Below are 24,545 nucleotides of genomic sequence, written 5' to 3'. Positions count from 1 at the left end.
GATACTGCTTGTGATAATTCCGGTGGTCCCTGTGAGAACTATCTGACCTAATTTTTAGACTTTGTGGGTCTTACCTCTGTCTGTATCGACCTGACGGCACTAAAGATTAACCAAAGGTGACGAAATGCCTGATTCCTCGCAACTCCTTATCGGCGCCGGCCTGGACGGCCAGCCCATCGCCCAGGCCATGCGCTTGGCCAACCGTCACGGGTTGATTGCCGGCGCGACCGGCACAGGTAAAACCGTCACGTTGCAGCGCTTGGCGGAAGCCTTCAGCGATGCGGGTGTGGCCGTGTTTGCCGCTGATATCAAGGGTGACTTGTGCGGCCTTGGCGCTGCGGCCAACCCTCAAGGCAAGGTGGCCGAGCGCATTGCGGGCATGCCCTTCCTCAATTACAGCGCGAAGGCGTATCCGGTAACACTGTGGGATATCCACGGGCAGTCCGGTCATCCGCTTCGCACCACCATCAGCGAAATGGGGCCGTTGCTGCTTGGCAGCCTGCTGGAACTCACTGACAGCCAGCAATCGGCGCTCTATGCGACTTTCAAGGTGGCCGACCGCGAAGGCCTGTTGCTGCTGGACCTCAAAGACCTCAAGGCCTTGCTCAACCACTTGCGTTATCACCCGGAACTGCTGGGCGACGACGCGGCGCTGATGACCACCGGTTCCAGCCAGGCGCTGTTGCGGCGTTTGGCGGTGCTGGAGCAGCAGGGCGCCGAAGCCTTGTTTGGCGAGCCTGCCCTGCAGCTTGAAGATATCTTGCAGCCTGCCGGCGATGGTCGTGGGCGCATTCACCTGCTGGACGCGAGCCGCTTGGTGCACGAGGCGCCCAAGGTCTATGCGACCTTCCTGCTGTGGCTGTTGGCCGAGTTGTTCGAACAACTGCCGGAGCGTGGCGATGCCGATAAACCGTTGCTGGCGCTGTTTTTCGACGAGGCGCATTTATTGTTCGCCGATACGCCCAAGGCATTGCAGGATCGCCTGGAACAAGTGGTGCGTTTGATCCGTTCCAAGGGCGTGGGTGTGTACTTTGTCACTCAATCCCCAGGGGATTTGCCTGACACGGTATTGGCGCAACTGGGCTTGCGTATCCAGCATGGCTTGCGGGCGTTCACCACCAAAGAGCAGAAATCCCTGCGTGCGGTGGCGGACGGTTTTCGCCCCAACCCGGCGTTCGATACCTTGTCGGTACTGACTGAGTTGGGCACCGGTGAGGCATTGGTGGGGGCGTTGCAGGAAAAGGGCACGCCGGAAGTGGTCCAGCGCGTGCTGGTGGCGCCGCCGCAATCGCGGATCGGGCCGCTCAGCGAAGCCGAGCGTGCTGCGATCATCGCCAGTTCGCCTTTATTGGGGCGCTACGACAAGCCAATTGACCGTGAGTCGGCCTATGAGGTGCTGATGGCGCGCAAGGAGCTTGGCCCGACCGAGGAGGCCAAACCGGCCGCCGAAGAGCCGAGCTTTACCGACAAGGCCGGAGCGTTCCTGGGGACTACAGCAGGTAAGGCGCTCAAATCCGCCATGCAACAGGCGGCCAATCAAATGGGACGGCAGTTGGTGCGCGGGTTGTTGGGCTCGTTGCTGGGCGGCAGTAAACGCAAGTAGCGGTTCAGGGCTTGGGCCTGGCGTGGGCGGCCAACCGCTCCAACGCTGCGCGCAGGCCCGGATCGCTGATGCCGTCGGCCGTGGCTTGAATGGTTTCGGCCGCGTTCTGCGACAGGTCCATGGTGTGGCCCACTGCACCTTGCTGCACGGTGGGCGGCTGCACCTTGAACTGGATGCGGGTCAGGCTGGCAAACTCTTCAAATGCCATTAATTGCCGCTGCAAGCGTTTTTGCTGGTAGCGCAAACGGGTGGCCCAATGCCCGTCGGTGACAATTAACAGTAAATTGCCTTCGCGCCACGACGCCACATGACAATGTTCGCGGGCGGCAGGTTGCAGTTGGCTTTCTACAAGGCGTTGCAAATGGCCCAAGCGTTGCGCGTGGCCGAAGATGGCTTTCAACGGTTTGGCTTCGCGGAGCAACACGCTGGGCGCGCGGGCTGTAAGTGGGCGAAACGCCATGTTTAGACACCTTAAGTAACAGAGCCGCCATCTTAGCAGAAAGCGCCTGTGCGGCCCCAGGCAAAGCGATAGCAGGGCAATGCGAGTGAAATCAATAGGTAACTTCTGCGCTTGATGGGTTGAAGTTCCAGCAAAAGCCCTTATTTTAAACAGGCCCTCTCACAGCGCCATGCCAGCATCGGGGAATAACGCCACTTTCCTCACCCACGATTCCGGGTAGAATGCGCGTTCGCATGCGGCCGTGAGGGCTGCTCGGGCCACTCACGGTGCGCCCTCCATCCCTATGTGTGGAAGAACCTGCCGATATGTTTGCGCCTTTGTTAAAGAAACTTTTTGGAAGCAAGAATGAGCGCGAAGTCAAACGCATGCTCAAGACGGTGCAGCTGGTCAATGCCTTCGAAGAGCAGATGGTTGCCCTGTCGGACGAGCAATTGCGCGCCAAGACCCAAGAGTTCAAGGCCCGCATAGCCAAAGGTGAAACCCTCGACAAGCTGTTGCCTGAAGCCTTTGCGGTCGCCCGTGAAGCCGGTAAGCGTGTCATGGGCATGCGCCACTTCGACGTGCAGTTGATCGGCGGCATGACCTTGCATGAAGGCATGATTGCCGAGATGCGTACCGGTGAAGGCAAGACCCTGGTGGCAACCCTGGGCGTTTACCTCAACGCACTGTCCGGCAAGGGCGTGCACGTTGTGACGGTGAACGACTATCTGGCCCGCCGGGACGCCAACTGGATGCGCCCGCTGTATGAATACCTCGGCCTGACCGTCGGCGTAGTCACGCCGTTCCAGCCGCCGGAAGAAAAGCGCGCCGCCTATGCGTGTGACATTACCTACGGCACCAACAACGAATTCGGTTTCGATTACCTTCGCGACAACATGGCGTTCAGCATGGAAGAAAAATTCCAGCGCGAACTCAACTTTGCCGTGATCGACGAAGTCGACTCCATCCTCATCGACGAAGCGCGTACCCCGCTGATCATCTCCGGCCAGGCCGAAGACAGCTCGCGCCTGTACACCGAGATCAACAAGTTGATCCCGCGCCTGGTGCAGCACGTTGAGGAAGTGGAAGGCGTGGTGACCAAAGAAGGTCACTTCACCATCGACGAGAAGACCCGCCAGGTTGAACTCAACGAAGCCGGTCACCAGTTTGTCGAAGAGATGCTGACCCAGATCGGCGAGCTGGCCGAGGGCGAAAGCCTCTACTCGGCGCACAACCTGGGCCTGTTGACCCACGTGTACGCCGGCCTGCGCGCCCACAAGCTGTTCCATCGCAACGTCGAATACATCGTCCAGGACGGCCAGGTCGTACTGGTTGACGAACACACCGGCCGTACCATGCCGGGTCGCCGTCTGTCCGAAGGCCTGCACCAGGCCATCGAAGCCAAGGAAATGCTCAACATCCAGGCCGAAAGCCAGACGTTGGCCTCCACCACCTTCCAGAACTACTTCCGTCTGTACAACAAACTGTCCGGCATGACCGGTACAGCTGACACCGAAGCGTTCGAATTCCATCAGATCTACAACCTGGCTGTGATGGTGATTCCACCGAACAAGCCGCTGGCGCGTAAAGACTTCAACGACCTGGTGTTCCTGACGGCCGAAGAGAAATACGCGGCAATCATCAACGACATCAAGGACGGCATGGCCCAGGGGCGTCCGATCCTGGTGGGTACTGCCACCATCGAGACTTCCGAGCACGTGTCCAACCTGCTCAACAAGGAAGGCATCGAGCACAAGGTTCTAAACGCCAAGTTCCACGAAAAAGAAGCCGAGATCATTGCCCAGGCCGGTCGCCCAGGCGCGCTGACCATCGCTACCAACATGGCCGGTCGTGGTACCGACATCCTGTTGGGCGGCAACTGGGAAGTGGAAGTTGCGGCACTGGAAAACCCAAGCCCTGAGCAAATCGCCCAGATCAAGGCCGACTGGCAGAAACGCCACCAGGCTGTGCTGGAATCCGGTGGTTTGCAGGTAATCGCCTCCGAGCGTCATGAATCGCGTCGTATCGACAACCAGCTGCGTGGTCGTGCCGGCCGTCAGGGTGACGCCGGTTCCAGCCGCTTCTACCTGTCGCTGGAAGACAGCCTGATGCGTATCTTCGCCTCGGATCGGGTGAAGAATTTCATGAAAGCCCTGGGCATGCAGTCCGGTGAAGCGATCGAGCACCGCATGGTGACCAACGCCATCGAGAAGGCCCAGCGCAAAGTCGAAGGCCGTAACTTCGATATTCGTAAGCAACTGCTCGAGTTCGATGACGTCAACAACGAACAGCGTAAAGTGATTTATCACATGCGTAACACGTTGCTGGCCGCCGACAACATTGGCGAGACGATTGCCGATTTCCGTCAGGACGTGCTCAACGCTACCGTCAGCGCACACATCCCGCCACAGTCCCTGCCTGAGCAGTGGGATGTTGCCGGCCTGGAAGCTGCGTTGAAGAGCGACTTCGGTGTGGACTTGCCGGTTCAGCAGTGGCTGGACGAAGACGACCACCTGTACGAAGAAACCCTGCGCGAGAAGCTGATGACCGAGCTTTTGGCCGCATACAACGAGAAAGAAGAGCAGGCGAGTGCCGAAGCACTGCGCACCTTCGAGAAACAAATCGTACTGCGCGTGCTGGACGACCTGTGGAAAGACCACCTGTCGACCATGGACCACCTGCGTCACGGTATCCACCTGCGTGGCTACGCCCAGAAGAACCCGAAGCAGGAGTACAAGCGCGAGTCGTTCACGCTGTTCTCCGAGCTGCTGGATTCGATCAAGCGCGATTCGATCCGTGTGCTCTCCCACGTTCAGGTGCGTCGCGAAGACCCGATCGAGGAAGAAGCCCGCCTGCGTCAGGAAGCCGAGGCACTCGCTGCGCGCATGCAGTTCCAGCATGACGAAGCACCGGGTCTGGAAGCGCCGGAAGCCTTGGGCGAAGAGGTCGATGTGGCCTTGGCTCAAGCCCCGGTCCGCAATGACCAGAAGCTGGGCCGCAACGAGCTGTGCTGGTGCGGTTCGGGCAAGAAGTTCAAACACTGCCACGGCGAAATCAACTAAGATTTTTGCCTGACGCTGCAACACCCTGCGCCGCGACCGGCCTTTGCCGTCGCGGCGTTTTGCCATTAATTTCACCGTTGATCGCGACGGTACAGACATCACCTATTCTTTAAGGAGCGCATTCATGGCTGTTGGTCTTGGTCCTTTGCCCACTTTGTACCCGGTCGCCGGTTTTGAACTCGGTATCGCTTCGGCCGGCATCAAGCGCCCGGGGCGCAAAGATGTAGTGGTGATGCGCTGTGCCGAAGGCTCGACGGTTGCGGGCGTGTTCACGCTCAACGCGTTTTGCGCCGCACCGGTCATCCTGGCCAAGCAACGCGTGGCAGGTTCGATCCGTTACCTGCTGACCAACACCGGCAATGCCAACGCCGGTACCGGCGAGCCAGGCCTGGTTGCCGCTGCGCGCACCTGCGCCAAGCTGGCCCAGTTGACCGGCGTGGATGCCAGCCAAGTGCTGCCGTACTCCACCGGCGTGATCGGTGAGCCGCTGCCGGTGGAAAAAATCGAAGGCGCGCTGCAAGCCGCACTGGATGACCTGTCTGTGGATAACTGGGCGGCTGCGGCCACCGGCATCATGACCACCGACACCCTGCCCAAAGGCGCTAGCCGCCAGTTTGTACACGACGGCGTGACCGTTACCGTGACCGGCATCAGCAAGGGCGCGGGCATGATCCGCCCGAACATGGCCACCATGCTCGGCTACATTGCCACCGACGCCAAAGTCTCCCGCGACGTGCTGCAGCGCCTGATGCTCGACGGCGCCAACAAGTCGTTCAACCGCATCACCATCGATGGCGACACCTCGACCAACGACTGCTGCATGCTGATCGCCACCGGCCAGGCCAACCTGCCGGAAATCACCTCCACCGAGGGCGCGCTGTTCGCCGCATTGAAGCAGGCGGTGTTCGAGGTGTGCATGGACGTGGCCCAGGCCATCGTGCGTGACGGTGAGGGCGCAACCAAGTTCGTCACTGTTGAAGTGAACGGCGGCGCTAACCACCAGGAATGCCTGGATGTCGGTTACACCGTGGCCCACTCGCCCCTGATCAAGACTGCACTGTTTGCTTCCGACCCGAACTGGGGCCGCATCCTCGCTGCCGTCGGCCGTGCCGGTGTGCCGGACCTGGACGTCAGCAAGATCGACGTGTTCCTTGGCGACGTGTGCATTGCCAGCCGTGGCGCTCGCGCTGAAACCTACACCGAAGCCCAGGGCTCGGCGGTGATGCAGCAAGAAGAAATCACCATCCGCATCGAGTTGGGGCGCGGCGACTGCAGCGAAACCATCTGGACCACCGACCTGTCCCACGAGTACGTAAAGATCAACGCGGAATACCGCACCTGACAGCCAAGAGGAAAACCTGGTGAAACGAGTGCATGTAGCAGCAGCGGTGATCCGTGGCGTCGACGGCAGGATCCTGCTGGCACGCCGTGCCGATACCCAGCACCAAGGCGGCCTCTGGGAGTTTCCCGGCGGCAAGGTGGAGGCTGATGAGTCGGTCGCAAGCGCTTTGTCCCGCGAGTTGCAGGAAGAACTGGGCATCCAGGTCACCACGGCGCGCCCGCTGATCAAGGTGCAGCATGACTACCCGGACAAGCAGGTGTTGCTGGATGTCTGGGAAGTCTCGGCCTTTACCGGCGAGCCCCATGGTGCCGAAGGGCAGCCGTTGGAATGGGTGACGCCGCGGGACTTGCTCAACTATGAGTTCCCGGCGGCGAATGCACCGATTGTTGCGGCTGCCCGTTTGCCCGCTGAATACTTGATCACACCAGGCGAACTGGAAGCCCCCACCTTGTTGCGAGGTGTCCAGAAAGCCATTGCCGGTGGCATCAAGCTGGTTCAACTGCGCGCGCCCAACGGTTACGACCCTAAATACCGTGACCTGGCGGTGGACGCGGTGGGCCTGTGTGCCGGCAAGGCGCAACTGATGCTTAAAGGGCCGTTCGAATGGCTGGGGGATTTCCCTGCCGCCGGCTGGCACATGACCTCGGCGCAGTTGCGTAAATACGCGAGCAAAGGCCGCCCGCTGCCGAAGGATCGCTGGTTGGCGGCTTCTTGCCACAACGCCGAAGAGCTGGCACTGGCAGAGATGATGGACGTGGATTTCGTCACGCTGTCGCCGGTGCAGCCGACCCAGACTCATCCCGATGCCCAGCCGTTGGGTTGGGAGCAGGCGGTAGAGTTGATCCGTGGGTTCAGTAAACCGGTGTTTCTGCTGGGCGGGCTTGGGCCGGCTGAGCGGGAACAGGCTTGGGAAGCCGGGGCTCAGGGTGTGGCAGGCATTCGCGCGTTCTGGCCTGAGGCATGATGATCGTTCCCACGCTCTGCGTGGGAATGCCTCTTGTGACGCGGAGCGTCACGCTTTGGGACGCGGAGCGTCCAGGGCTGCATTCCCACGCAGAGCGTGGGAACGAACTTAGTGAGGCTTGGCCGCCGCCTGCCACAACACTTCCACTACACCCTGACGCTTGGCAATCACCCGCGCCGCCACAAACAGCACATCCGACAACCGATTGATATACGCAAGCCCCACGCCTTCCAACGGCTCAATCGCATTCAACTGCTGACACCGCCGCTCCGCACTGCGCGCCAGGCTGCGGCACACATGGGCCTGGGCAATCAGCGCTGAACCGCCGGGCAAGATGAAGTTTTCCAGCGGCCCGACTTCCTCATTCCAACGGTCAATCGCCGCTTCCAGCCGGTCGACTTCTGCGGCATTCAACGCTTTGTACACAGGCATCGCCAACTCACCGCCCAAGTCGAACAAGCGGTGCTGGCACGGCGTAAGCACCTCGATCACCTCCTTGAGCTGCGGGTGCTGGCCGCTCTGTTCTTCAAGGTTGGCCAGCAGCAAACCCAACTGGCTGTTCAGCGTATCCACCTCGCCAATGGCTTCCACGCGAGGGTGGTCCTTGGGCACGCGACGGCCATCACCCAGGCCCGTCTCGCCCTTGTCGCCGGTGCGGGTGTAGATCTTCGACAGGCGAAAGCCCATGGTCATTGCTCCAGTTGAGTCAGTTCATAGGGTGGCATCTGGCTGCCGGCCAACGGCAGGCGCAGGGTAAAACAGGTGCCTTGGCCGAGGGTGGAATGCACTTCCATCTGGCCTTTATGGTTGTTGGTGATGATGAAGTACGACACCGACAGCCCAAGCCCGGTGCCTTGGCCGATTTCCTTGGTGGTAAAGAACGGCTCGAACGTGCGTTTGCGCACGTTTTCGCTCATGCCGATGCCATTGTCTTCCACCTGGATCTCCGCCCACGGCGGGTTGAGGCGGGTGCGCAAGATGATGCGCCCCGGCTCGCTGTCGTCTTCACGCAGGTGAATGGCTTGCGCAGCGTTTTTCAGCAGATTGAGCAGCACCTGTTCCAGCTCGTTGGCGGTACCGGGCACCGGGCCCAGTTGCGGGTCGAACTGGCGGATGATCGCCTGGCCCTTGAAGTCGAAGCCGATGGTCAGGTCGAAGTCGTTACCGGCAATTTCCACGGCCTGGTCGATCAGTGCCGGTAAGTCGCACGGCGCCATCTGGCGGTTACTGCGGCGGCTGAAGCTGAGCATATGGGTGACGATTTTCGCCGCCCGCGCGCCGGCTTGCTGGATGCCATCGAGCAATTGCGGGACTTCGCGGCTTTGCAGGTAGTGGTTGACCGTCTCCAGCTCGATACCCGCCTGTTCGGCGTGTTCCAGGTTCTTCGGCAGGTCGGGGGACAGGCGCCGGCGGATGTTCTGCACGTTATGCAGGATCGCCCCCAGCGGGTTGTTGATTTCATGGGCCATGCCCGCAGCCAGGCCGCCCACGGAGAGCATTTTTTCCGACTGCACCATCATTTCTTCCAGGGACAAACGCTGGGTGATGTCGTCGATACGGATCACTACGCCGCGCCCGGCACCGCCCATCAACGGGTAGAAGGTCAGGGCGTAATGCTTGGGTTCGTCATCCTTGATCCAGGTGACACGCTCAATGCGCTCCACCGTGTGCTGCTCCACCGTGGCTTTTATCTGCGGCAGGTACGGTTTGAGCGGCTGGAAGGCGAGGAAGATCGGCTGGTTCAGCGCTTCATCCAGGCGCGTGCCGGAAAGCGCCGTGGCTTCCTGGTTCCATTGGGTGACGTAAAGCTGCTCATCCAGGGCGATCAGCGCCGACGGCATCGAGTCGATGATGCTGTTGAGGTAGTTCTGGAAGCCGGTGAGCTTTTTCTCGATCTTGCTGCGCACCTGCACTTCCAGTTCGAGCTTGCGGTTGGTGTGGCGTGTTTCTTCGGCCAGGCCCTGGGCTTGGTCGTAGGCGGCCTGAGAGTCGTCTCGCGCACGTTTGAGCTGCTGCTCGCGGGCTTCGATGCGCGACAACATGGTGTTGAAGGCTTCGGCCAGGCTGCCGATTTCATCATGGTTGCCGCGCCCGGCGCGCAGGGCGTAGTTCTCTTCGCGCGTCACCTGGCGTGAAAGCTCTTCCAGCTCATGGATCGGGCGGGTGATCAGGCGTTTGATCTGGCGGGCGATGATCAGCCACAGCAATACGCTGAAAATCAGGATGCCGAGGCTGGCGGTCAATGTGCCGGTATAGAACGCCATAGGCAGCTCACTGCTGGCCACCAACAGCAAATGCCCGGACGGCTGGCCGGCGCGGGGCAGGGTGATGACCTGGTTGCTGCGAAACTCAGTGAGGCGCCAGGCTTCGATATGCCGGTAGTTTTCCGGCAGGTGCAGGCGGTTGCCGTGCTGCATCTGCGCCAGCAAGGTGCCGTCGCCGTCGTACAGCGCGGCGGCGCGTAATGGCGAATAGCTGGTCAGCTCATTGAGCAGGGCGTCGGCCTTGGCCGGGGATTCAAGGGCTTCGGCGGCCAGCGACGGGTTGGACACCAATCGACCGATGGCCTGCAACGCCTGGGGCGCCATGCTTTCCTGGGAGATCCAATAGGCGGCACTGATAAACGTCAGGTTGGCCACCAGTAATACCGTGGTCAACAGCACCAGCAGGGCGGCCAGCAGTTTCTGCCCTACCGGTAGATTTTCTAGACGCTGGCGCAGTGGCATCAGGTTTTTTCCAGGTGATAGACAGGTAGGCAGGGTAGCGCGTGCCTCAGTCGCTGGCCAATCCGCGTGTGTGCAAGTAGTCGACCAGGCGCGCCCGCAACTGTTGCAGATGCGGCAGCACCAATTGATGGCGCTCTGCCGCCTGGCACGCATAACCGAGCAGGTAGCTGATTTCGGTGCGACGGCTGGAGGCCACGTCCTGATACATGGACGAATAATTGGCCGCGGTGGCCTGGATCACCCGTTGCACTTCGCTGTGCAGGTCCTGGGCGGCGGCGGGTTGGCCGCAGCATTCGAGCAACTCGCTGAGTTCGGCGCACAAGGTCGCGACTTCGCATTGGTGGGCTTGCAGGCCGCCGTTGCGGCACTGGTAAAGCACGGTCAATGGGTTAATGGCGCAATTGAGCGCCAGCTTGCGCCATAAACGCGTCAGGATGTCGGTGCTCCACTCATGGGGAATGCTGGCGGCGTGCAGGTCGTCCAGCCACAGCGCGGGAGTGGGGTGCCGCGCGTCTCCCAGCCAGGTGTAGCCGTGGCCGGCGAAGACCACGCGCCAATCGCCGTCGCGAAACGCGCCTTCGGTGCTGGAGGCAAAGATACAGCGGGCCTGGGGCAGTTGCGCGGCCACCGCATCCTGGCTGCCAAGGCCGTTTTGCAGCAGGATCAGCTCAGCGTCCGGTACCAATCGGTGTTGCAGCTGTGCGATGGCGCTTTGGGCGTCGTAGGCTTTGCACGCCACCAGCAGGCGATGAATCGGCCCGGGGCTGTCAGGTGTTTCGCCGATCACCAGGTAAGTATTTTCTACGCCGTGTTCCACCAGGGTCAGGCCGCCCGCCTGGTGATAGCTGGCCAGGCGCGCGGCATCCCGCACTATCAGCCGCACGGGCAGGCCCGCGCGCGACAATCGTGTGGCCCAGAGGGTGCCCAGGCTGCCGGCGCCGAGAATATGCCAGGTGGTCGACATCAGTTTGTGCTCCGTAGGGTCGCCTGCGATGAATGGTGCGAAAGAACCGCTATAATGCCTCGGCATTTTAGCTTGGGCGCGCTCCATCTCTACTGAGCCCGCCCCTTATATTGGAGAAATGACATGCCTTCGTTCGACGTGGTATCCGAACTGGACAAACACGAAGTCACCAACGCCGTCGAAAACGCCGTCAAGGAACTGGACCGTCGCTATGACTTGAAGGGCAAGGGCAGCTTCGAGTTCAAGGAAAAGGAACTGACCGTCAACCTGACCGCTGAAGCCGATTTCCAGCTGGAAGCGATGATCGAGATCCTCAAGCTGTCGTTGGTCAAGCGCAAGATCGACGCGCAATGCCTAGAAATCAAGGACGCCTACGCCTCCGGCAAACTGATGAAGCAGGAAGCCGTGCTGAAGGAAGGCATCGACAAGGAGCTGGCGAAGAAGATCGTCGCTCACGTCAAAGATGCCAAGCTAAAGGTCCAGGCCGCCATCCAGGGCGAGCAGGTACGTATCACCGGCAAGAAGCGTGACGACCTGCAGGAAGCCATTGCTGCCCTGCGCGCCAAGACCTTTGACATGCCGCTGCAGTTCAATAACTTCCGCGACTGATGGCACATTGGGGAACCTGTGGGCGTTTTTGACGTCCCACGCCCCAGAAACAGTGCCTACACTTGAGCCCTTCGGGGCTCATTTGCGTTTTAAGGCAGTCAATTAAGCCGCACATCCGCGCAACAGGAGAAGATAGATGGATTTAAACGTTGAAATGGATCACCTGATCAAGACCTCTGAGTCTTGGCTCCCGATGATTATGGAATACGGCAGCCGGTTTTTGCTGGCCGTGGTCACCCTGGCCATCGGTTGGTGGCTGATTAACGTGTTGACCCACCGCGTGGGGCGTTTGCTGGCGCTGCGTAATGCCGACCTGGCGCTGCAACATTTCATCACTAACCTTGCCAACATCGCGCTCAAAGTCATGCTGGTGGTCAACGTGGCCTCGATGATCGGCGTGGCCACGACCTCGTTCGTGGCCGCGATTGGTGCCGCTACTCTGGCCATCGGCCTGGCATTGCAAGGCAGCCTGGCGAACTTCGCCGGTGGCGTACTGATCCTGTTGTTCCGTCCGTTTCGCATTGGTGACTGGATCGAAGCACAAGGCACTTCCGGTACCGTCGACAGCATCCAGATCTTCCACACCGTGTTGCGCACCGGCGACAACAAAACCGTGATCATCCCTAACGGTAGCCTGTCCAACGGCCTCATCACCAACACCAACCGTCAGCCGACCCGCAAGGTGGTGTTTGATGTGGGGGTCGACTACGAAGCCGATTTGCAGAAAGCCCGTGAAGTGCTGTTGGAGCTGGCCAAAGACCCACGCGTGCTGGCTGACCCTGCGCCTGTGGCAGTGGTGTCGACCTTGGGAGACAGTTCGATCACTGTCTCCCTGCGTTGCTGGACCAATACCCCGGATTATTGGGATGTGGTGTTTATGCTCAATGAACTGGCGCGTGATCGTTTGAAAGGGGCGGGTATTGATATTCCGTTTCCACAGCGAGTTATTCGCGTGATGCAAGAACCGCTTGCCAAATAACTAAGCGCGGGTTGTCGAACTTGGCCGATAGGTCAAGTTTGATGCGTAAGGCCAATGTAGTTACTTAGCTTGCTAGTTATTTTTCTTGTGTAATAAAACTGAAATAAAAAAGCCGCTCCCTTGCAAAGCAGGGTAGCGGCTTTTTAGTTAAGGCTTACGCCTTAAGTCATCATTGTAATTAAACAGCTAATTACAAGATGTTCAGCGGGTATTGCGCGATCAGACGCAGTTCGTCGATCGACGCCGAACCGTAGTACACGCCATCAGACGAACGATAGGTCGCTTGACGAACGCGCAGGCTCAGGTCTTTTGCCGGGCCGCTCTGAACCACGTACTTGGCTTCGATGTCGCGTTCCCACTCTTTGCCGTTCGAAGTGGTGCCAGTGTTGGCGCCGCTACCGCTGACATAACGAGTCATGAAGCTCAGGCCTGGCACGCCGAAAGTGGCCATGTTCAGGTCGTAGCGAGCTTGCCAGGATTTTTCGTCTTCAGCGTTGAAGTCGGAACGGGCGATGGAGTTGGCCAGGAAAATCGTGCCGCCGCCGTCTACGCCGTAGCCGTAGTCACCGTCACCGCTGACTTTCTGGTAGGCCAGGGTGAACGTGTGAGCCTGGATGGTGTACGCGCCTTGCAAGCTGTACGCACGGTTATCCAGTTTGGTGGTGTTGTCTTTTTCTGCGCGCTGCAGGCCGGCGCCATCGCTTTTGGTGCTGTAGATGTTGAAGTCAACGGCCAGGGACTGATCGTTGCTCAGCGCGTGAGTCCAGTTCAGGTTGGCGTAGGTCTTCTTCCAGTAGTCTTCGGTCTTCGCGTAGTAGAGGCTGGCGCTGACTTCCGGCGTCAGGGCATAGACACCACCGATAAAGTCGGTTTTGGTCAGACCCAGGCTGTCACGGTATGTCTGTGCTTGTGCCACGCTCGAGGTGAAGTGACCGCCTTCGAGTTTCAGGCCCTTGATCTCGTTGCTGGTGATCGAGATACCTTGCGGCAGCTCTGGCAGCAAGCGGCTGTCGTCGGAAGCGAACACAGGCGCGGTGGTGTACTGGTCGCCGACTTTAAGCACGGTGTCGGAGATGCGGAACTTAACGGCGCCGCCGCCTTTGGAGTAGTCGTCTTGCGAGCGACCGTCGGCACCGGTAGGGAACAGGCCAGTGCCCGAGCGACCCTTGCCGCTGTCCAGTTTCACGCCCAGCAGGCCGATCACGTCAACGCCGACACCGATAGTGCCCTGGGTGAAACCCGATTGGTACAGTGCGTTGAAGCCCAGGCCAGTTTCTTCGACACGGCTTTGAGCCTTGCCATTGATGATTTTGTAGCCGCCAGCCGGCTCATTACGGAAATCACGGCTGAAATACAACATACGAGTATTGATGCCGAAAGTGCTGTCTTCAACAAAGCCTTTGGAATCGTCCTGGGCGGACGCCATTGCGTACTGCGAAACGCCGGCTGAAACAGCCAGGGCGATCATGCTCCACTTCATCACGCGCATCGTGATTTGCTCCTTTGGTTTTAGGAAGAGTACTGCCGTCCCACCTGTATTTTTATCTGGGCGGCTCTTTCTTTTTTGTGTCGGCGCAAAGTTATATCACGCAGACCCTATTGACGATACTTACTCATCTATCCTTTCAGCTTCTTTACGAGGCTGTCGTAAATTGCTATTTCCCTGTCGCAAATTCACAGCCCGAGTGTGACCAGGCTGACAACTAAAGTGCAGTATTCATACCCCTTGCGAAGTTTGAACTCATCCTTGAAAGGCACCTGAACGCTACTGTTTCTTATCGCGTAACACCTGTATCCATACGGGTGCCGTTGCCGACGATACGGGTGTGAATGCAACAAGCGTGCACAAAGCGGTAACCGAATGTCATTTTTTCGTGAAAAACGTTACGGCCGTGTAAAAACCGCATAAGCACGGGCTTTTTACGTCGTTTGGTTTGGGCTTGACGCCCCGCTGAAACACCTGTTGGGAGGTACAAAAATCCTGTGCCAGGGCAAAGCGTTACCGGTTCACCCCTTGAGTGGGTAATTGGCGGATCCCTTTGAGGCACGGGTGGGTCATTTTGGTGCATCCCGCTGAGGCCCGATTTAGCGTAGCTCAAATATTTGCCTGCCTCGAAAGGGTGCGTGCTTTTTTGCCCGGTTGCCTGAACGCTCCCGCATTCGCCGTGAAGCCTCGGGCATTCGAAGGTATGCTGGGCACCTGAAATTGACCTGCCGAACGGAGTGCCGCGTGTTCGCCTTAGACCAACGCCTGCAACAAGACACACTGGCCATTGGGGACTTCCCGCTCTGCCGCCTGCTGCTGTCCAACGACGCCAATTACCCCTGGTTCATCCTGGTGCCGCGCATCAACGGTATCAGCGAAGTGTTTCAACTGGATGTCGCAGATCAACAGATACTGTGGCAAGAAACGACAGTCTTGGCGCAACAGCTCAACACGAGCTTTGCCGCCGACAAAATGAACATCGGCGCGCTGGGGAATGTCGTCAGTCAGTTGCACGTGCATGTGATCGTGCGCAAACGTGACGATGCGGCCTGGCCGGCACCGGTCTGGGGCAAACACCCGGCCCGGCCTTATACCGAAGAGCAAGTGGCGGCGATTCGCAGCCAATTGCGCGGGCTATTGCCTGCCGACTTCATCTTTAGCCAGGACTGAATCATGGACCTGCAAGACCGCGTTACCGATCTGGAAAGCCGCCTGGCCTTCCAGGACGACACCATCGAGACCCTCAATGACATCCTGGTCACTCAGCAGCGTGCGGTTGAACGCCTGCAAATGCAGATGACGGCGCTGCTCAAGCGCCAGGAGGAAATGGGCGGGCAGTTCGAGACCTCCGAAGAAGAAGCACCGCCGCCACATTATTAATCGGTCCTTCGTTAAACAGCCGCGCATAAAAAACCGCGATCCAGCTCAGCCGGATCGCGGTTTTTTTATGCGCTGCGGGTAGGAATCAGCGACGCGGCAAGGCCGCAATCACGTCTTCGGCTTGCAGGCCTTTGTCGCGGTTCATGACGGAGAACTCCACGCGCTGGCCTTCGACCAGGACGCGATGGCCTTCGCCACGGATGGCCCGGAAGTGGACGAAGATATCGTCGCCCGAATCGCGGGAAATAAAGCCGAAGCCTTTGGAGGTGTTGAACCACTTGACGGTCCCGGTATCCCGGTTGGTCATGTCGTAGTTTTGCGACGCCGCGGCAGGCGACGAACGGTAGAAGCTGATGGCCAGGTGAAGAACGATGGCGACCACAGCAATCACCAGGCTGAGCAGGATGGCCGGGTGGCCGCCCACTTCAGGCATAGGTGCCAGGAGGGTGAGGGTTTGCACGACAACGGTCAGTACCAACAGCGCGCTGACCAGGTTTTGCAGTTGATGACGCGTGCCTTTGTTCCAGTAAGGGATTACCGGTGCGAGCGTCAGGTTAAGAAGGCCGAACAAGGCCAGGTACAGGGCGTCGTGTTGTTCCAGGTACGGCAGGCTTTCAGGCTGCAGACTCGGAATAAAGGACAGCAGCAACGCTGCAACGCCCGTCAGGAGGTGGACGATTTTCAACATTTTGATTAACTCACGTTAAGACGGATCACAAGGAAGAGCTGACTGGCACGGTTCGCTTCTGAACAATGGGAGGCGTTGAGCACGTGCGCGGGTATCAGCCTATGTGGCGTACCGCAGAAATGAACGGTAACCACACGCCGCCTATTTAACAGCAAAGGCTGTGCCTACTCAAATCAAGCATTTCGGGGCGTTGCAAGGGCAAAGGCATTTCTGCGTCAAACCCTTGTCCTAGACAGTGGCAGGGTTTGCGAGCGGTAATTTTAAAGTTTTCCGACTCGTCACAAAGGTTGGCCCGTCGCTCATAGGCACAGCCGTGGAGAGGGGCGATATGTCGCACGCTGTCTGCCTGTGTCGGGCTGCACACCGCCGGCACTCTTGCTAGAGTGGTCCTGCACCTGATCAATGAATGTTCGTCAATTGAAGGGGAAAAACATGGCAATCGATATTGGTATCAGTGAAGAAGATCGTAAATCCATCGTCGATGGGCTTTCACGGCTGCTGTCCGATACCTATGTACTGTATTTGAAAACCCACAACTTCCACTGGAACGTCACGGGTCCCATGTTTCGTACGCTGCACTTGATGTTCGAGGAGCAGTACAACGAACTCGCGCTGGCGGTGGACTCCATTGCCGAGCGTATCCGCGCCCTGGGCTTCCCGGCGCCGGGTGCCTATTCGATCTATGCCCGGCTGTCTTCGATCAAGGAAGAAGAGGGCGTGCCCAGCGCCGAAGAGATGATCAAGCAACTGGTGGCCGGCCAGGAAGCCGTCACCCGCACCGCGCGCGGTATTTTCCCACTGCTCGACAAGGTGAGCGATGAGCCGACCGCCGACCTGTTGACCCAGCGCATGCAGGTTCACGAGAAAACCGCGTGGATGCTGCGTTCGTTGCTTGAAAACCAGTAAAGACACCCCCTGAGCGGCGCCTTCCCGGCGCCGCTCGCTTGTTTCTCCGCATTTCCTGCCGTTGTCCTACAACTTTCCAATCCGCGTCTTCTGGCTGCCCCTCTCGCCCTGCTGTTTTATAGGCCCACTGCCCAATGGGAGAAACCCATGGGCTGCTGTTTGGCAATGGAGTGTCAGGTGTATGTCACGCGGAGTGGGTAATGGAGTGATGGAAACCGCCGGTTTTCACAAGATAAAGGTCGACCCCTTTGCCAAAGGGTTCGACATGGGACTGGCCAAGCCATTGTCCCGGTCGGTCAGGCTCAATGGGTTTTCCACCTGCCTGCGTCTTGAGCAGATCTACTGGAATATCCTCACGGAGATAGCCAGGATCAATGCTTGTTCAGTCAGCGCGTTGCTGTCGTATGTCGATCGGGAAGTGCATTTGCGTTACGGGGGAGTGAAGAACTTCAGCGGGTTGGTGCGGGTGGTGTGCGTGGTCCACGTATTAAAAGATCGTGCCAGCGCCACGGGCCTGGATTAAACCGCCGGTTGCGAAGCAGGCCCACCGTCAAGGCGGGCCAGGCTTCGGGCAGAAAGCCGGCTGCGCTGTGTCGATTTACCAGATATAATCCCGCGCTTTGCTGCGCGCCCCTGGCTTATCCACAGGGTGGGCGTGGCGCAGTTACGATCTGATCGCCGAGACATCTCCATGCCCATGTACGATTATCAATGTGCTTCCTGTGGTCATCAGTTGGAGGCCATTCAGAAGATCAGCGCCGCGCCGCTGGTCGATTGCCCTGCCTGCCAGGCACCTGAGCTGAAGAAGATGTTGTCCATGCCGGGCTTCCGCCTGAGCGGCGGCGGCTGGTATGAGACCGACTTCAAGACCGGCGCCAAGAAGAATCTGGCGGGCGGCGACAAAGCAGACTGAGTTGAACTCTACGCGCAGGCTCCTGCATTATCCGTCCCCTGCTTAACTGTACGGTGACAAGGCGAGCCTCCACCGAATTTCGAATTACGAGAAGTGAAACCACTACCATGATGCGCAGCCACTATTGCGGCCAACTGAACGAGACCCTGGATGGTCAGGAAATCACCCTTTGCGGATGGGTTCACCGTCGCCGCGACCACGGCGGGGTGATCTTCCTCGATATCCGTGATCGTGATGGTCTGGCCCAAGTGGTGTTCGACCCGGACCGCGCCGAGAGCTTCGCCGCCGCCGACCGCGTGCGCAGCGAATACGTCGTTAAAATCACCGGCAAGGTGCGTCTACGCCCGGCCGGTGCTGTAAACGCCAACATGGCCTCCGGCGCCATCGAAGTGCTGGGCTATGAGCTGGAAGTGCTGAACGAGTCGGAAACCCCGCCGTTCCCACTCAACGAATACTCCGACGTGGGCGAAGAAACCCGCCTGCGCTACCGTTTCCTGGACCTGCGTCGTCCGGAAATGGCCGAGAAGCTGCGCCTGCGTTCGCGCATGACCACCAGCATCCGCCGCTTCCTCGACGAAAACGGCTTCCTCGACGTCGAAACGCCGATCCTGACCCGGGCCACCCCGGAAGGTGCGCGTGACTACCTGGTGCCGAGCCGTACCCACGCCGGTTCCTTCTTCGCATTGCCGCAATCGCCGCAGCTGTTCAAGCAACTGCTGATGGTCGCCGGCTTTGACCGCTACTACCAGATCGCCAAGTGCTTCCGCGACGAAGACCTGCGCGCTGACCGTCAGCCTGAATTCACCCAGATCGACATCGAGACCAGCTTCCTCGATGAAAAAGAGATCATGGGCCTGACCGAGCAAATGATCCGCAACCTGTTCAAGGAAGTGCTGGACCTGGAATTCGGCGAGTTCCCGCACATGACCTTCGAAGAAGCCATGCGCCGCTACGGTTCCGACAAGCCAGACCTGCGTAACCCGCTGGAACTGGTGGACGTGGCCGACCAGCTCAAAGCAGTCGACTTCAAGGTGTTCAGCGGCCCGGCCAACGACCCGAAATGCCGCATCGCCGCCCTGCGCGTGCCTGGCGGCGCGAGCATGCCGCGCAAGCAGATCGACGACTACACCAAGTTCGTCGGCATCTACGGTGCCAAAGGCCTGGCGTACATCAAGGTCAACGAGCGTGCCAATGGCGTTGACGGCCTGCAATCGCCGATCGTGAAAAACATTCCGTTGGACAACCTGAACGCGATCCTCGACCGCGTCGGTGCAGTCGATGGCGACATCGTGTTCTTCGGTGCCGACAAGGCCAAGATCGTCAGCGAGGCCTTGGGCGCGCTGCGCATCAAGCTCGGTCACGACCTGGACCTGCTGACCTGCAAGTGGGCGCCGATGTGGGTCGTCGACTTCCCGATGTTCGAAGAAAACGAAGACGGCAGCTTCAGCGCCTTGCACCACCCGTTCACCGCGCCGAAGTGCTCGCCTGAAGAGCTGGAAGCCAACCCGGCGGGCGCTCTGTCGCGCGCCTACGACATGGTGCTCAACGGCACCGAGCTGGGTGGCGGTTCGATCCGTATCCACCGCAAAGAGATGCAACAAGCGGTGTTCCGCCTGTTGGGCATCAACGAAGCGGAACAGGAAGAGAAGTTCGGCTTCCTGCTCGACGCCCTGAAGTACGGCGCACCGCCGCACGGTGGCTTGGCGTTTGGCCTGGACCGTCTGGTGATGCTGATGACCGGCGCCCAGTCGATCCGCGAAGTGATCGCCTTCCCGAAAACCCAGAGTGCTGCGGACGTCATGACCCAGGCTCCGGGCGTGGTGGATGCCAAGGCGCTGCGCGAACTGCACATCCGTCTGCGCGAGGCGCCGAAGGCTGAGTAAGGCTGCGGCGTGAAAGCGCAATAAGGTTTTACGCAGTCAAAAAGGCGCATCTTCGGATGCGCCTTTGCGTTTAAAAGAGGGAATTCCTGCCTGGGGCGGGATTGATAAGGTTTCTAGAGAATTTCGGAGTTGTGTTATGGCTGGCCATTCCAAGTGGGCGAACATCAAGCACCGCAAAGAGCGTCAGGATGCCAAGAAAGGCAAGATCTTCACCAAGTGGATTCGCGAACTGACCGTCGCCGCCCGTCAAGGCGGTGGTGACCCAGGTTCCAACCCGCGTCTGCGCCTGGCGCTGGACAAGGCCTTGGGCGCGAACATGAGCCGCGACATCATTGATCGCGCGGTGGCCCGTGGTGCCGGCGCTGCCGATACCGACGACATGGTCGAGCTGAGCTACGAAGGCTACGGCCCAGGCGGCGTGGCGGTGATGGTTGAGTGCATGACCGACAACCGCAACCGCACCGCGGCTGCTGTGCGCCATGCCTTCAGCAAGTGCGGCGGCAACCTGGGTACTGATGGCTCGGTGGCTTACCTGTTCGAGCGCAAGGGGCAGATCACGTTCGCCCCCGGCACCGATGAAGACGCCCTGATGGAGGCGGCCATGGAGGCAGACGCCGACGATGTGGTGACCAACGAAGACGGCTCCATCGACGTATTCACCTCGTTTGCCGGCTTCTACTCCGTGCGTAACGCGCTGGAAGCGGCGGGTTTCAAAGGCACCGACGCAGAAATCGTGATGTTGCCGACCACCAGCGCCGAGCTGGACCTGGACGGCGCGCAGAAAGTGCTGAAGATGCTGGATATGCTCGAAGACCTGGATGATGTGCAGAACGTCTACTCGAATGCCGACATCCCGGAATCCGTAGCCGAACAACTCACCTGAGCACCATGAAAATCGCCTGTGGGAGCTGGCTTGCCTGCGATAGCATCACCTCGGTTTGACGGAAATACCGAAGTGTCTGCATCGCAGGCAAGCCAGCTCCCACATTTGATTGTTGTTGGCCGCAAGAATCATGTTTTTCCCAACCCGCAGGCGTTATGACTTTAATCCTTGGTATCGACCCCGGTTCGCGCATCACCGGTTTTGGCGTGGTGCAACACACCCCGCGTGGCTGCGTCTATGTCGCTTCGGGCTGCATCCGTACCGGCGCGGGCGAGTTGGCTGAGCGCCTGCAGATTGTGTACCGCGGCGTGCGTGAAGTGATCCAGACCTACGGGCCGGTCACCATGGGCATCGAAAAGGTCTTCATGGCCAAAAACGCCGATTCTGCCTTAAAGCTCGGCCAGGCCCGTGGCGCTGCTATTGTGGCCGGTGCGGAGGAGGGCATGGAAATCGCCGAATACACCGCGACCCAGGTCAAACAGGCCGTGGTCGGCACCGGCGCGGCGAATAAAGAGCAGGTGCAGATGATGGTCATGCACATGCTCAAGCTCACCTCAAAGCCGCAAATCGACGCCTCCGACGCCCTGGCCATTGCCATTTGCCATGCACACACGCGTTCCAGCCTCTTGCCGCATGGCCTGGGCACCGCACGCAGTCGTGGCGGGCGGCTGCGTCTCTGATAGCATCAGCGCAATCGTTATTTCCGGTCAGGCCGTGCTCTGACCCCAAGCTTTAAGGATCTGAACCGTGATTGGACGCTTGCGCGGCACCCTGGCTGAGAAACAGCCGCCGCACCTGATTCTGGATGTAAATGGGTTGGGGTATGAGCTGGAAGTGCCCATGACCACCTTGTATCGCTTGCCGTCGATCGGTGAGCCGATAACATTGCACACGCATTTGGTGGTGCGCGAAGACGCGCAATTGCTCTATGGTTTCATTGGCAAGCGCGACCGCGACTTCTTCCGTGAGCTGATTCGCCTCAATGGCGTGGGGCCAAAGCTGGCGCTGGCGTTGATGTCGAGCCTGGAAGTGGACGAGTTGGTACGCGCGGTTTCGGCCCAGGACACGTCAGCGTTAACCAAGGTGCCTGGTGTCGGCAAGAAAACCGCCGAGCGCCTGCTGGTCGAACTCAAGGACCGTTTCAAGGCCTGGGAAGTGGTGCCGAACATGTTCGCGCTGGTACCGAATCAGCCGGACATGCCGGCCAGCCAGATCGCCAGTGCCGAAAGCGATGCCGTGAGCGCGCTGATCTCCCTGGGCTACAAGCCCCAGGAGGCGAGCAAAGCCGTGTCGGCCATCAAGGACAAGAACCTGAGCAGCGAAGACATGATCCGCCGAGCCCTGAAGGGAATGATTTAAGTGATTGAAGCTGATCGTCTGATCGCGGCCACCGGCCCGCGCGACCGTGAAGAAGTCCAGGACCGCGCCATCCGCCCCGTCAGCCTTGCCGACTATATCGGCCAGCCGACCGTGCGCGAGCAGATGGAGCTGTTTATCCAGGCTGCGCGTGGGCGCAACGAGTCCCTCGATCACACGTTGATCTTCGGCCCGCCAGGCCTGGGCAAGACCACCCTGGCCATGATCATCGCCCAGGAGATGGGCGTGTCGATCAAGTCCACCTCCGGCCCGGTGCTGGAGCGTCCGGGTGACCTGGCCGCGCTGTTGACCAACCTTGAACCGCACGACGTACTGTTTATCGACGAGATTCACCGGCTGTCGCCGATCGTCGAGGAAGTACTGTACCCGGCCATGGAAGACTTCCAGCTCGACATCATGATCGGTGAAGGCCCGGCGGCCCGCTCGATCAAGCTCGACCTGCCGCCGTTCACGCTGGTCGGCGCCACCACACGCGCCGGGATGCTGACCAATCCGCTGCGAGACCGTTTCGGCATTGTTCAACGTCTAGAGTTCTATAGCACTGCCGATCTTGCGACGATTGTCAGCCGTTCGGCGGGCATCCTGGGGTTGCCACTGGACCCGGAAGGCGCGTTCGAAATCGCCCGCCGCGCCCGTGGTACGCCGCGTATCGCCAATCGCTTGCTGCGTCGTGTGCGCGATTTTGCCGAAGTGCGGGCCAAGGGGCATATCACCAAGGCCGTGGCGGATTTGGCCTTGAACCTGCTGGATGTGGACGAGCACGGCTTCGACCACCAGGATCGACGTCTACTCTTGACCATGATCGAGAAGTTCGACGGCGGCCCGGTCGGTGTGGACAGCCTGGCCGCGGCGATCAGTGAGGAGCGCCATACCATTGAGGATGTGCTGGAGCCGTACCTGATCCAACAGGGTTACATCATGCGTACGCCAAGGGGCCGCGTGGTCACGCGCCACGCCTATTTGCACTTCGGGTTAAACATTCCGTCACGATTGGGCGAGATGCCTGTAGTAGACGAATTCCTCGATGCAGTGGACGATTAAAAACACCACGCCAGACGATTTATCTGAAGTTTGTGCTGTCCTAGTGGCTGGTGTCGTCATTCAGTCGTTAGAAATGCTGAATAGAATGCAAAAACAGTTGCCCAGCCGGATTGGCAACCTGAGGAGTAAGCACTAGAGTATGCGCGCGCAAAACGGGGATCAGTCGTTCGCACATCGCTGTCGCGTTTATTACGAGGACACCGATGCCGGCGGCATCGTTTATTACGTTAACTACCTCAAGTTCATGGAGCGGGCTCGAACCGAGCGGCTACGGGAGCTGGGCTTTGCCCAATCCCAGCTGGCAGGGGAGGACCTGTTATTCGTCGTGCATTCCAGCGAGGCGCGCTACCACGCACCGGCGCGACTGGACGACGAATTGCTGGTCAGCGCTGAAGTTATCGAATTGAACCGTGTCAGCCTGCGCTTTAAACAGCAGGTCAGGCGGGCAACGGATGCAACGCTGCTCTGTGAGGGGCAGTTCCTGGTGGCCTGTGTGCGCACCAATAGTTTGAAACCCCGGGCCATTCCCGAAGCTCTACGTGCGGCCTTTGCCGGCGTAAGCGGCGCGGGTAAACAATCAAAGCAGGAGATTTAGCGTGGAACCTACCGTCGTCGACCATTCCTCCATGTGGAGCCTGGTCAGCAATGCCAGTGTTGTGGTTCAACTGGTGATGCTGGTCCTGGTAGCCGCATCGGTTACCTCTTGGGTCATGATTTTTCAGCGCAGCAACCTGCTGCGTGCCGGTCGACGTGCCCTGGAGAGCTTCGAGGAGCGCTTCTGGTCGGGTATCGACCTGTCCAAGCTGTACCGTCAGGCCGGTAGCAACCCGGACCCGGATTCGGGCGTAGAGCAGATCTTCCGCGCCGGTTTCAAGGAATTCTCGCGCCTGCGCCAGCAACCGGGTGTTGACCCGGAAGCGGTCATGGAAGGCGTGGCCCGTGCCATGCGCGTTGCCATCTCCCGCGAAGAAGAAAAACTTGAACAAAGCTTGCCGTTCCTCGCCACCGTCGGTTCCGTGAGCCCGTACATCGGCCTGTTCGGTACCGTGTGGGGCATCATGAACTCCTTCCGTGGCCTGGCCCAGGCGCAACAAGCGACCCTGGCCACCGTGGCCCCGGGTATCGCCGAGGCGTTGATCGCCACCGCGATCGGCCTGTTCGCCGCTATTCCCGCAGTAATTGCTTACAACCGTTTTGCCGCTCGTGGCGAAACCTTGATCAGCCGTTACTACACCTTCGCCGATGAATTCCAGGCGATCCTGCACCGTAAAGTGCACACCAGCGAAGAATAAGCAGGTAA

Annotated in this window: 24 protein-coding genes; 18 read left to right on the top strand and 6 right to left on the bottom strand. The window is 59.5% G+C overall.

Annotated elements, in window-relative coordinates:
- Positions 1-124 precede the first annotated feature (124 nt).
- Positions 125-1,603 carry a helicase HerA-like domain-containing protein gene (locus GIW48_RS04585; RefSeq protein ID WP_017139794.1) on the top strand — a complete coding sequence of 493 codons (1,479 nt, stop codon included), beginning with the start codon at positions 125-127 and terminating at the stop codon, positions 1,601-1,603.
- A 4-nt stretch (positions 1,604-1,607) separates the two neighbouring features.
- Here the strand turns inward: GIW48_RS04585 and GIW48_RS04580 are convergent, their stop codons facing one another.
- A complete protein-coding gene (locus GIW48_RS04580) occupies positions 1,608-2,063 on the bottom strand; it encodes a DUF721 domain-containing protein (RefSeq protein ID WP_017139795.1) in 456 nt (151 codons plus the stop codon).
- A 305-nt stretch (positions 2,064-2,368) separates the two neighbouring features.
- Here GIW48_RS04580 and secA point away from each other — a divergent pair, with 305 nt between their 5' ends.
- The 3 genes from secA to GIW48_RS04565 all read left to right on the top strand — a co-directional run bounded on the left by secA (position 2,369) and on the right by GIW48_RS04565 (position 7,410).
- Entirely contained in the window at positions 2,369-5,104 is a 2,736-nt protein-coding gene (gene secA, locus GIW48_RS04575; RefSeq protein ID WP_017139796.1) for a preprotein translocase subunit SecA, read from the top strand.
- A gap of 124 nt (positions 5,105-5,228) precedes the next feature.
- Positions 5,229-6,446, top strand: a complete 1,218-nt coding sequence (gene argJ, locus GIW48_RS04570; protein WP_169985151.1) for a bifunctional glutamate N-acetyltransferase/amino-acid acetyltransferase ArgJ — start codon at positions 5,229-5,231, stop codon at positions 6,444-6,446.
- A gap of 19 nt (positions 6,447-6,465) precedes the next feature.
- Positions 6,466-7,410: a Nudix family hydrolase gene (locus tag GIW48_RS04565; protein ID WP_169985148.1), complete on the top strand. Its 945-nt coding sequence runs from the start codon at positions 6,466-6,468 to the stop codon at positions 7,408-7,410.
- 108 nt (positions 7,411-7,518) lie between these two features.
- Here the strand turns inward: GIW48_RS04565 and GIW48_RS04560 are convergent, their stop codons facing one another.
- From GIW48_RS04560 to GIW48_RS04550, 3 genes are read right to left on the bottom strand one after another with little or no spacing between them, the layout of a single operon-like run.
- The gene (locus GIW48_RS04560) at positions 7,519-8,097 is read right to left on the bottom strand and encodes a cob(I)yrinic acid a,c-diamide adenosyltransferase (RefSeq protein ID WP_017139799.1); all 579 of its coding nucleotides are present in this window, start codon (positions 8,095-8,097) and stop codon (positions 7,519-7,521) included.
- 2 nt (positions 8,098-8,099) lie between these two features.
- Positions 8,100-10,136 carry a sensor histidine kinase gene (locus GIW48_RS04555; protein ID WP_017139800.1) on the bottom strand — a complete coding sequence of 679 codons (2,037 nt, stop codon included), beginning with the start codon at positions 10,134-10,136 and terminating at the stop codon, positions 8,100-8,102.
- Between the two features lie 46 nt (positions 10,137-10,182).
- Positions 10,183-11,100, bottom strand: a complete 918-nt coding sequence (locus GIW48_RS04550; RefSeq protein WP_177033327.1) for a putative 2-dehydropantoate 2-reductase — start codon at positions 11,098-11,100, stop codon at positions 10,183-10,185.
- A 123-nt stretch (positions 11,101-11,223) separates the two neighbouring features.
- On the opposite strand from GIW48_RS04550, the gene GIW48_RS04545 reads away from it, so the two are divergent.
- On the top strand, positions 11,224-11,709 hold the full coding sequence (locus tag GIW48_RS04545) for a YajQ family cyclic di-GMP-binding protein (RefSeq protein ID WP_003209785.1): 486 nt from the start codon (positions 11,224-11,226) through the stop codon (positions 11,707-11,709).
- Positions 11,710-11,845: 136 nt separating this feature from the next.
- Positions 11,846-12,688 (top strand): mechanosensitive ion channel family protein, encoded by an 843-nt coding sequence (locus GIW48_RS04540; RefSeq protein WP_099549392.1) that lies wholly within the window; start codon positions 11,846-11,848, stop codon positions 12,686-12,688.
- 190 nt (positions 12,689-12,878) lie between these two features.
- Here GIW48_RS04540 and GIW48_RS04535 read toward each other — a convergent pair whose 3' ends face one another.
- On the bottom strand, positions 12,879-14,177 hold the full coding sequence (locus GIW48_RS04535) for an OprD family porin (RefSeq protein ID WP_017139803.1): 1,299 nt from the start codon (positions 14,175-14,177) through the stop codon (positions 12,879-12,881).
- Between the two features lie 741 nt (positions 14,178-14,918).
- Here GIW48_RS04535 and GIW48_RS04530 point away from each other — a divergent pair.
- Positions 14,919-15,344 carry an HIT domain-containing protein gene (locus GIW48_RS04530; protein ID WP_138454013.1) on the top strand — a complete coding sequence of 142 codons (426 nt, stop codon included), beginning with the start codon at positions 14,919-14,921 and terminating at the stop codon, positions 15,342-15,344.
- Between the two features lie 3 nt (positions 15,345-15,347).
- Positions 15,348-15,554 (top strand): SlyX family protein, encoded by a 207-nt coding sequence (locus GIW48_RS04525; protein ID WP_017139805.1) that lies wholly within the window; start codon positions 15,348-15,350, stop codon positions 15,552-15,554.
- 85 nt (positions 15,555-15,639) lie between these two features.
- Here GIW48_RS04525 and GIW48_RS29740 read toward each other — a convergent pair whose 3' ends face one another.
- A complete protein-coding gene (locus tag GIW48_RS29740; RefSeq protein ID WP_003193875.1) occupies positions 15,640-16,242 on the bottom strand; it encodes a cold-shock protein in 603 nt (200 codons plus the stop codon).
- A 432-nt stretch (positions 16,243-16,674) separates the two neighbouring features.
- Between GIW48_RS29740 and GIW48_RS04515 the strand changes: the two genes are divergently transcribed.
- The 10 genes from GIW48_RS04515 (at position 16,675) to tolQ (ending at position 24,537) form a co-directional block, all read left to right on the top strand.
- On the top strand, positions 16,675-17,148 hold the full coding sequence (locus GIW48_RS04515; protein ID WP_003193874.1) for a Dps family protein: 474 nt from the start codon (positions 16,675-16,677) through the stop codon (positions 17,146-17,148).
- 181 nt (positions 17,149-17,329) lie between these two features.
- Positions 17,330-17,671, top strand: a complete 342-nt coding sequence (locus GIW48_RS04510) for a ribbon-helix-helix domain-containing protein (RefSeq protein ID WP_017139807.1) — start codon at positions 17,330-17,332, stop codon at positions 17,669-17,671.
- 168 nt (positions 17,672-17,839) lie between these two features.
- Positions 17,840-18,061, top strand: a complete 222-nt coding sequence (locus GIW48_RS04505; protein WP_017139808.1) for an FmdB family zinc ribbon protein — start codon at positions 17,840-17,842, stop codon at positions 18,059-18,061.
- Positions 18,062-18,168: 107 nt separating this feature from the next.
- Entirely contained in the window at positions 18,169-19,944 is a 1,776-nt protein-coding gene (gene aspS, locus GIW48_RS04500; RefSeq protein ID WP_170039897.1) for an aspartate--tRNA ligase, read from the top strand.
- Positions 19,945-20,080: 136 nt separating this feature from the next.
- A complete protein-coding gene (locus GIW48_RS04495) occupies positions 20,081-20,827 on the top strand; it encodes a YebC/PmpR family DNA-binding transcriptional regulator (RefSeq protein WP_138451547.1) in 747 nt (248 codons plus the stop codon).
- A gap of 155 nt (positions 20,828-20,982) precedes the next feature.
- On the top strand, positions 20,983-21,507 hold the full coding sequence (gene ruvC / locus GIW48_RS04490) for a crossover junction endodeoxyribonuclease RuvC (protein WP_024077147.1): 525 nt from the start codon (positions 20,983-20,985) through the stop codon (positions 21,505-21,507).
- A gap of 67 nt (positions 21,508-21,574) precedes the next feature.
- The gene (gene ruvA, locus GIW48_RS04485; protein ID WP_236460391.1) at positions 21,575-22,186 is read left to right on the top strand and encodes a Holliday junction branch migration protein RuvA; all 612 of its coding nucleotides are present in this window, start codon (positions 21,575-21,577) and stop codon (positions 22,184-22,186) included.
- Entirely contained in the window at positions 22,187-23,245 is a 1,059-nt protein-coding gene (ruvB, locus tag GIW48_RS04480) for a Holliday junction branch migration DNA helicase RuvB (RefSeq protein ID WP_017139814.1), read from the top strand.
- 139 nt (positions 23,246-23,384) lie between these two features.
- Complete coding sequence (gene ybgC / locus GIW48_RS04475) at positions 23,385-23,840, top strand: tol-pal system-associated acyl-CoA thioesterase (protein ID WP_071484353.1); 456 nt, start codon at positions 23,385-23,387, stop codon at positions 23,838-23,840.
- Between the two features lies 1 nt (position 23,841).
- Positions 23,842-24,537, top strand: a complete 696-nt coding sequence (tolQ, locus tag GIW48_RS04470) for a protein TolQ (protein ID WP_003209819.1) — start codon at positions 23,842-23,844, stop codon at positions 24,535-24,537.
- The last annotated feature ends 8 nt before the right edge of the window (positions 24,538-24,545 follow it).

It is taken from the genome of Pseudomonas sp. PA-6-3C, from assembly GCF_021605825.1.
In the GTDB taxonomy this organism is placed as follows: Bacteria; Pseudomonadota; Gammaproteobacteria; order Pseudomonadales; family Pseudomonadaceae; genus Aquipseudomonas; species Aquipseudomonas edaphica.
The sequence above is the reverse complement of the archived record's forward strand: the minus strand, read 5'-3'. Positions and strand labels throughout refer to the sequence as shown.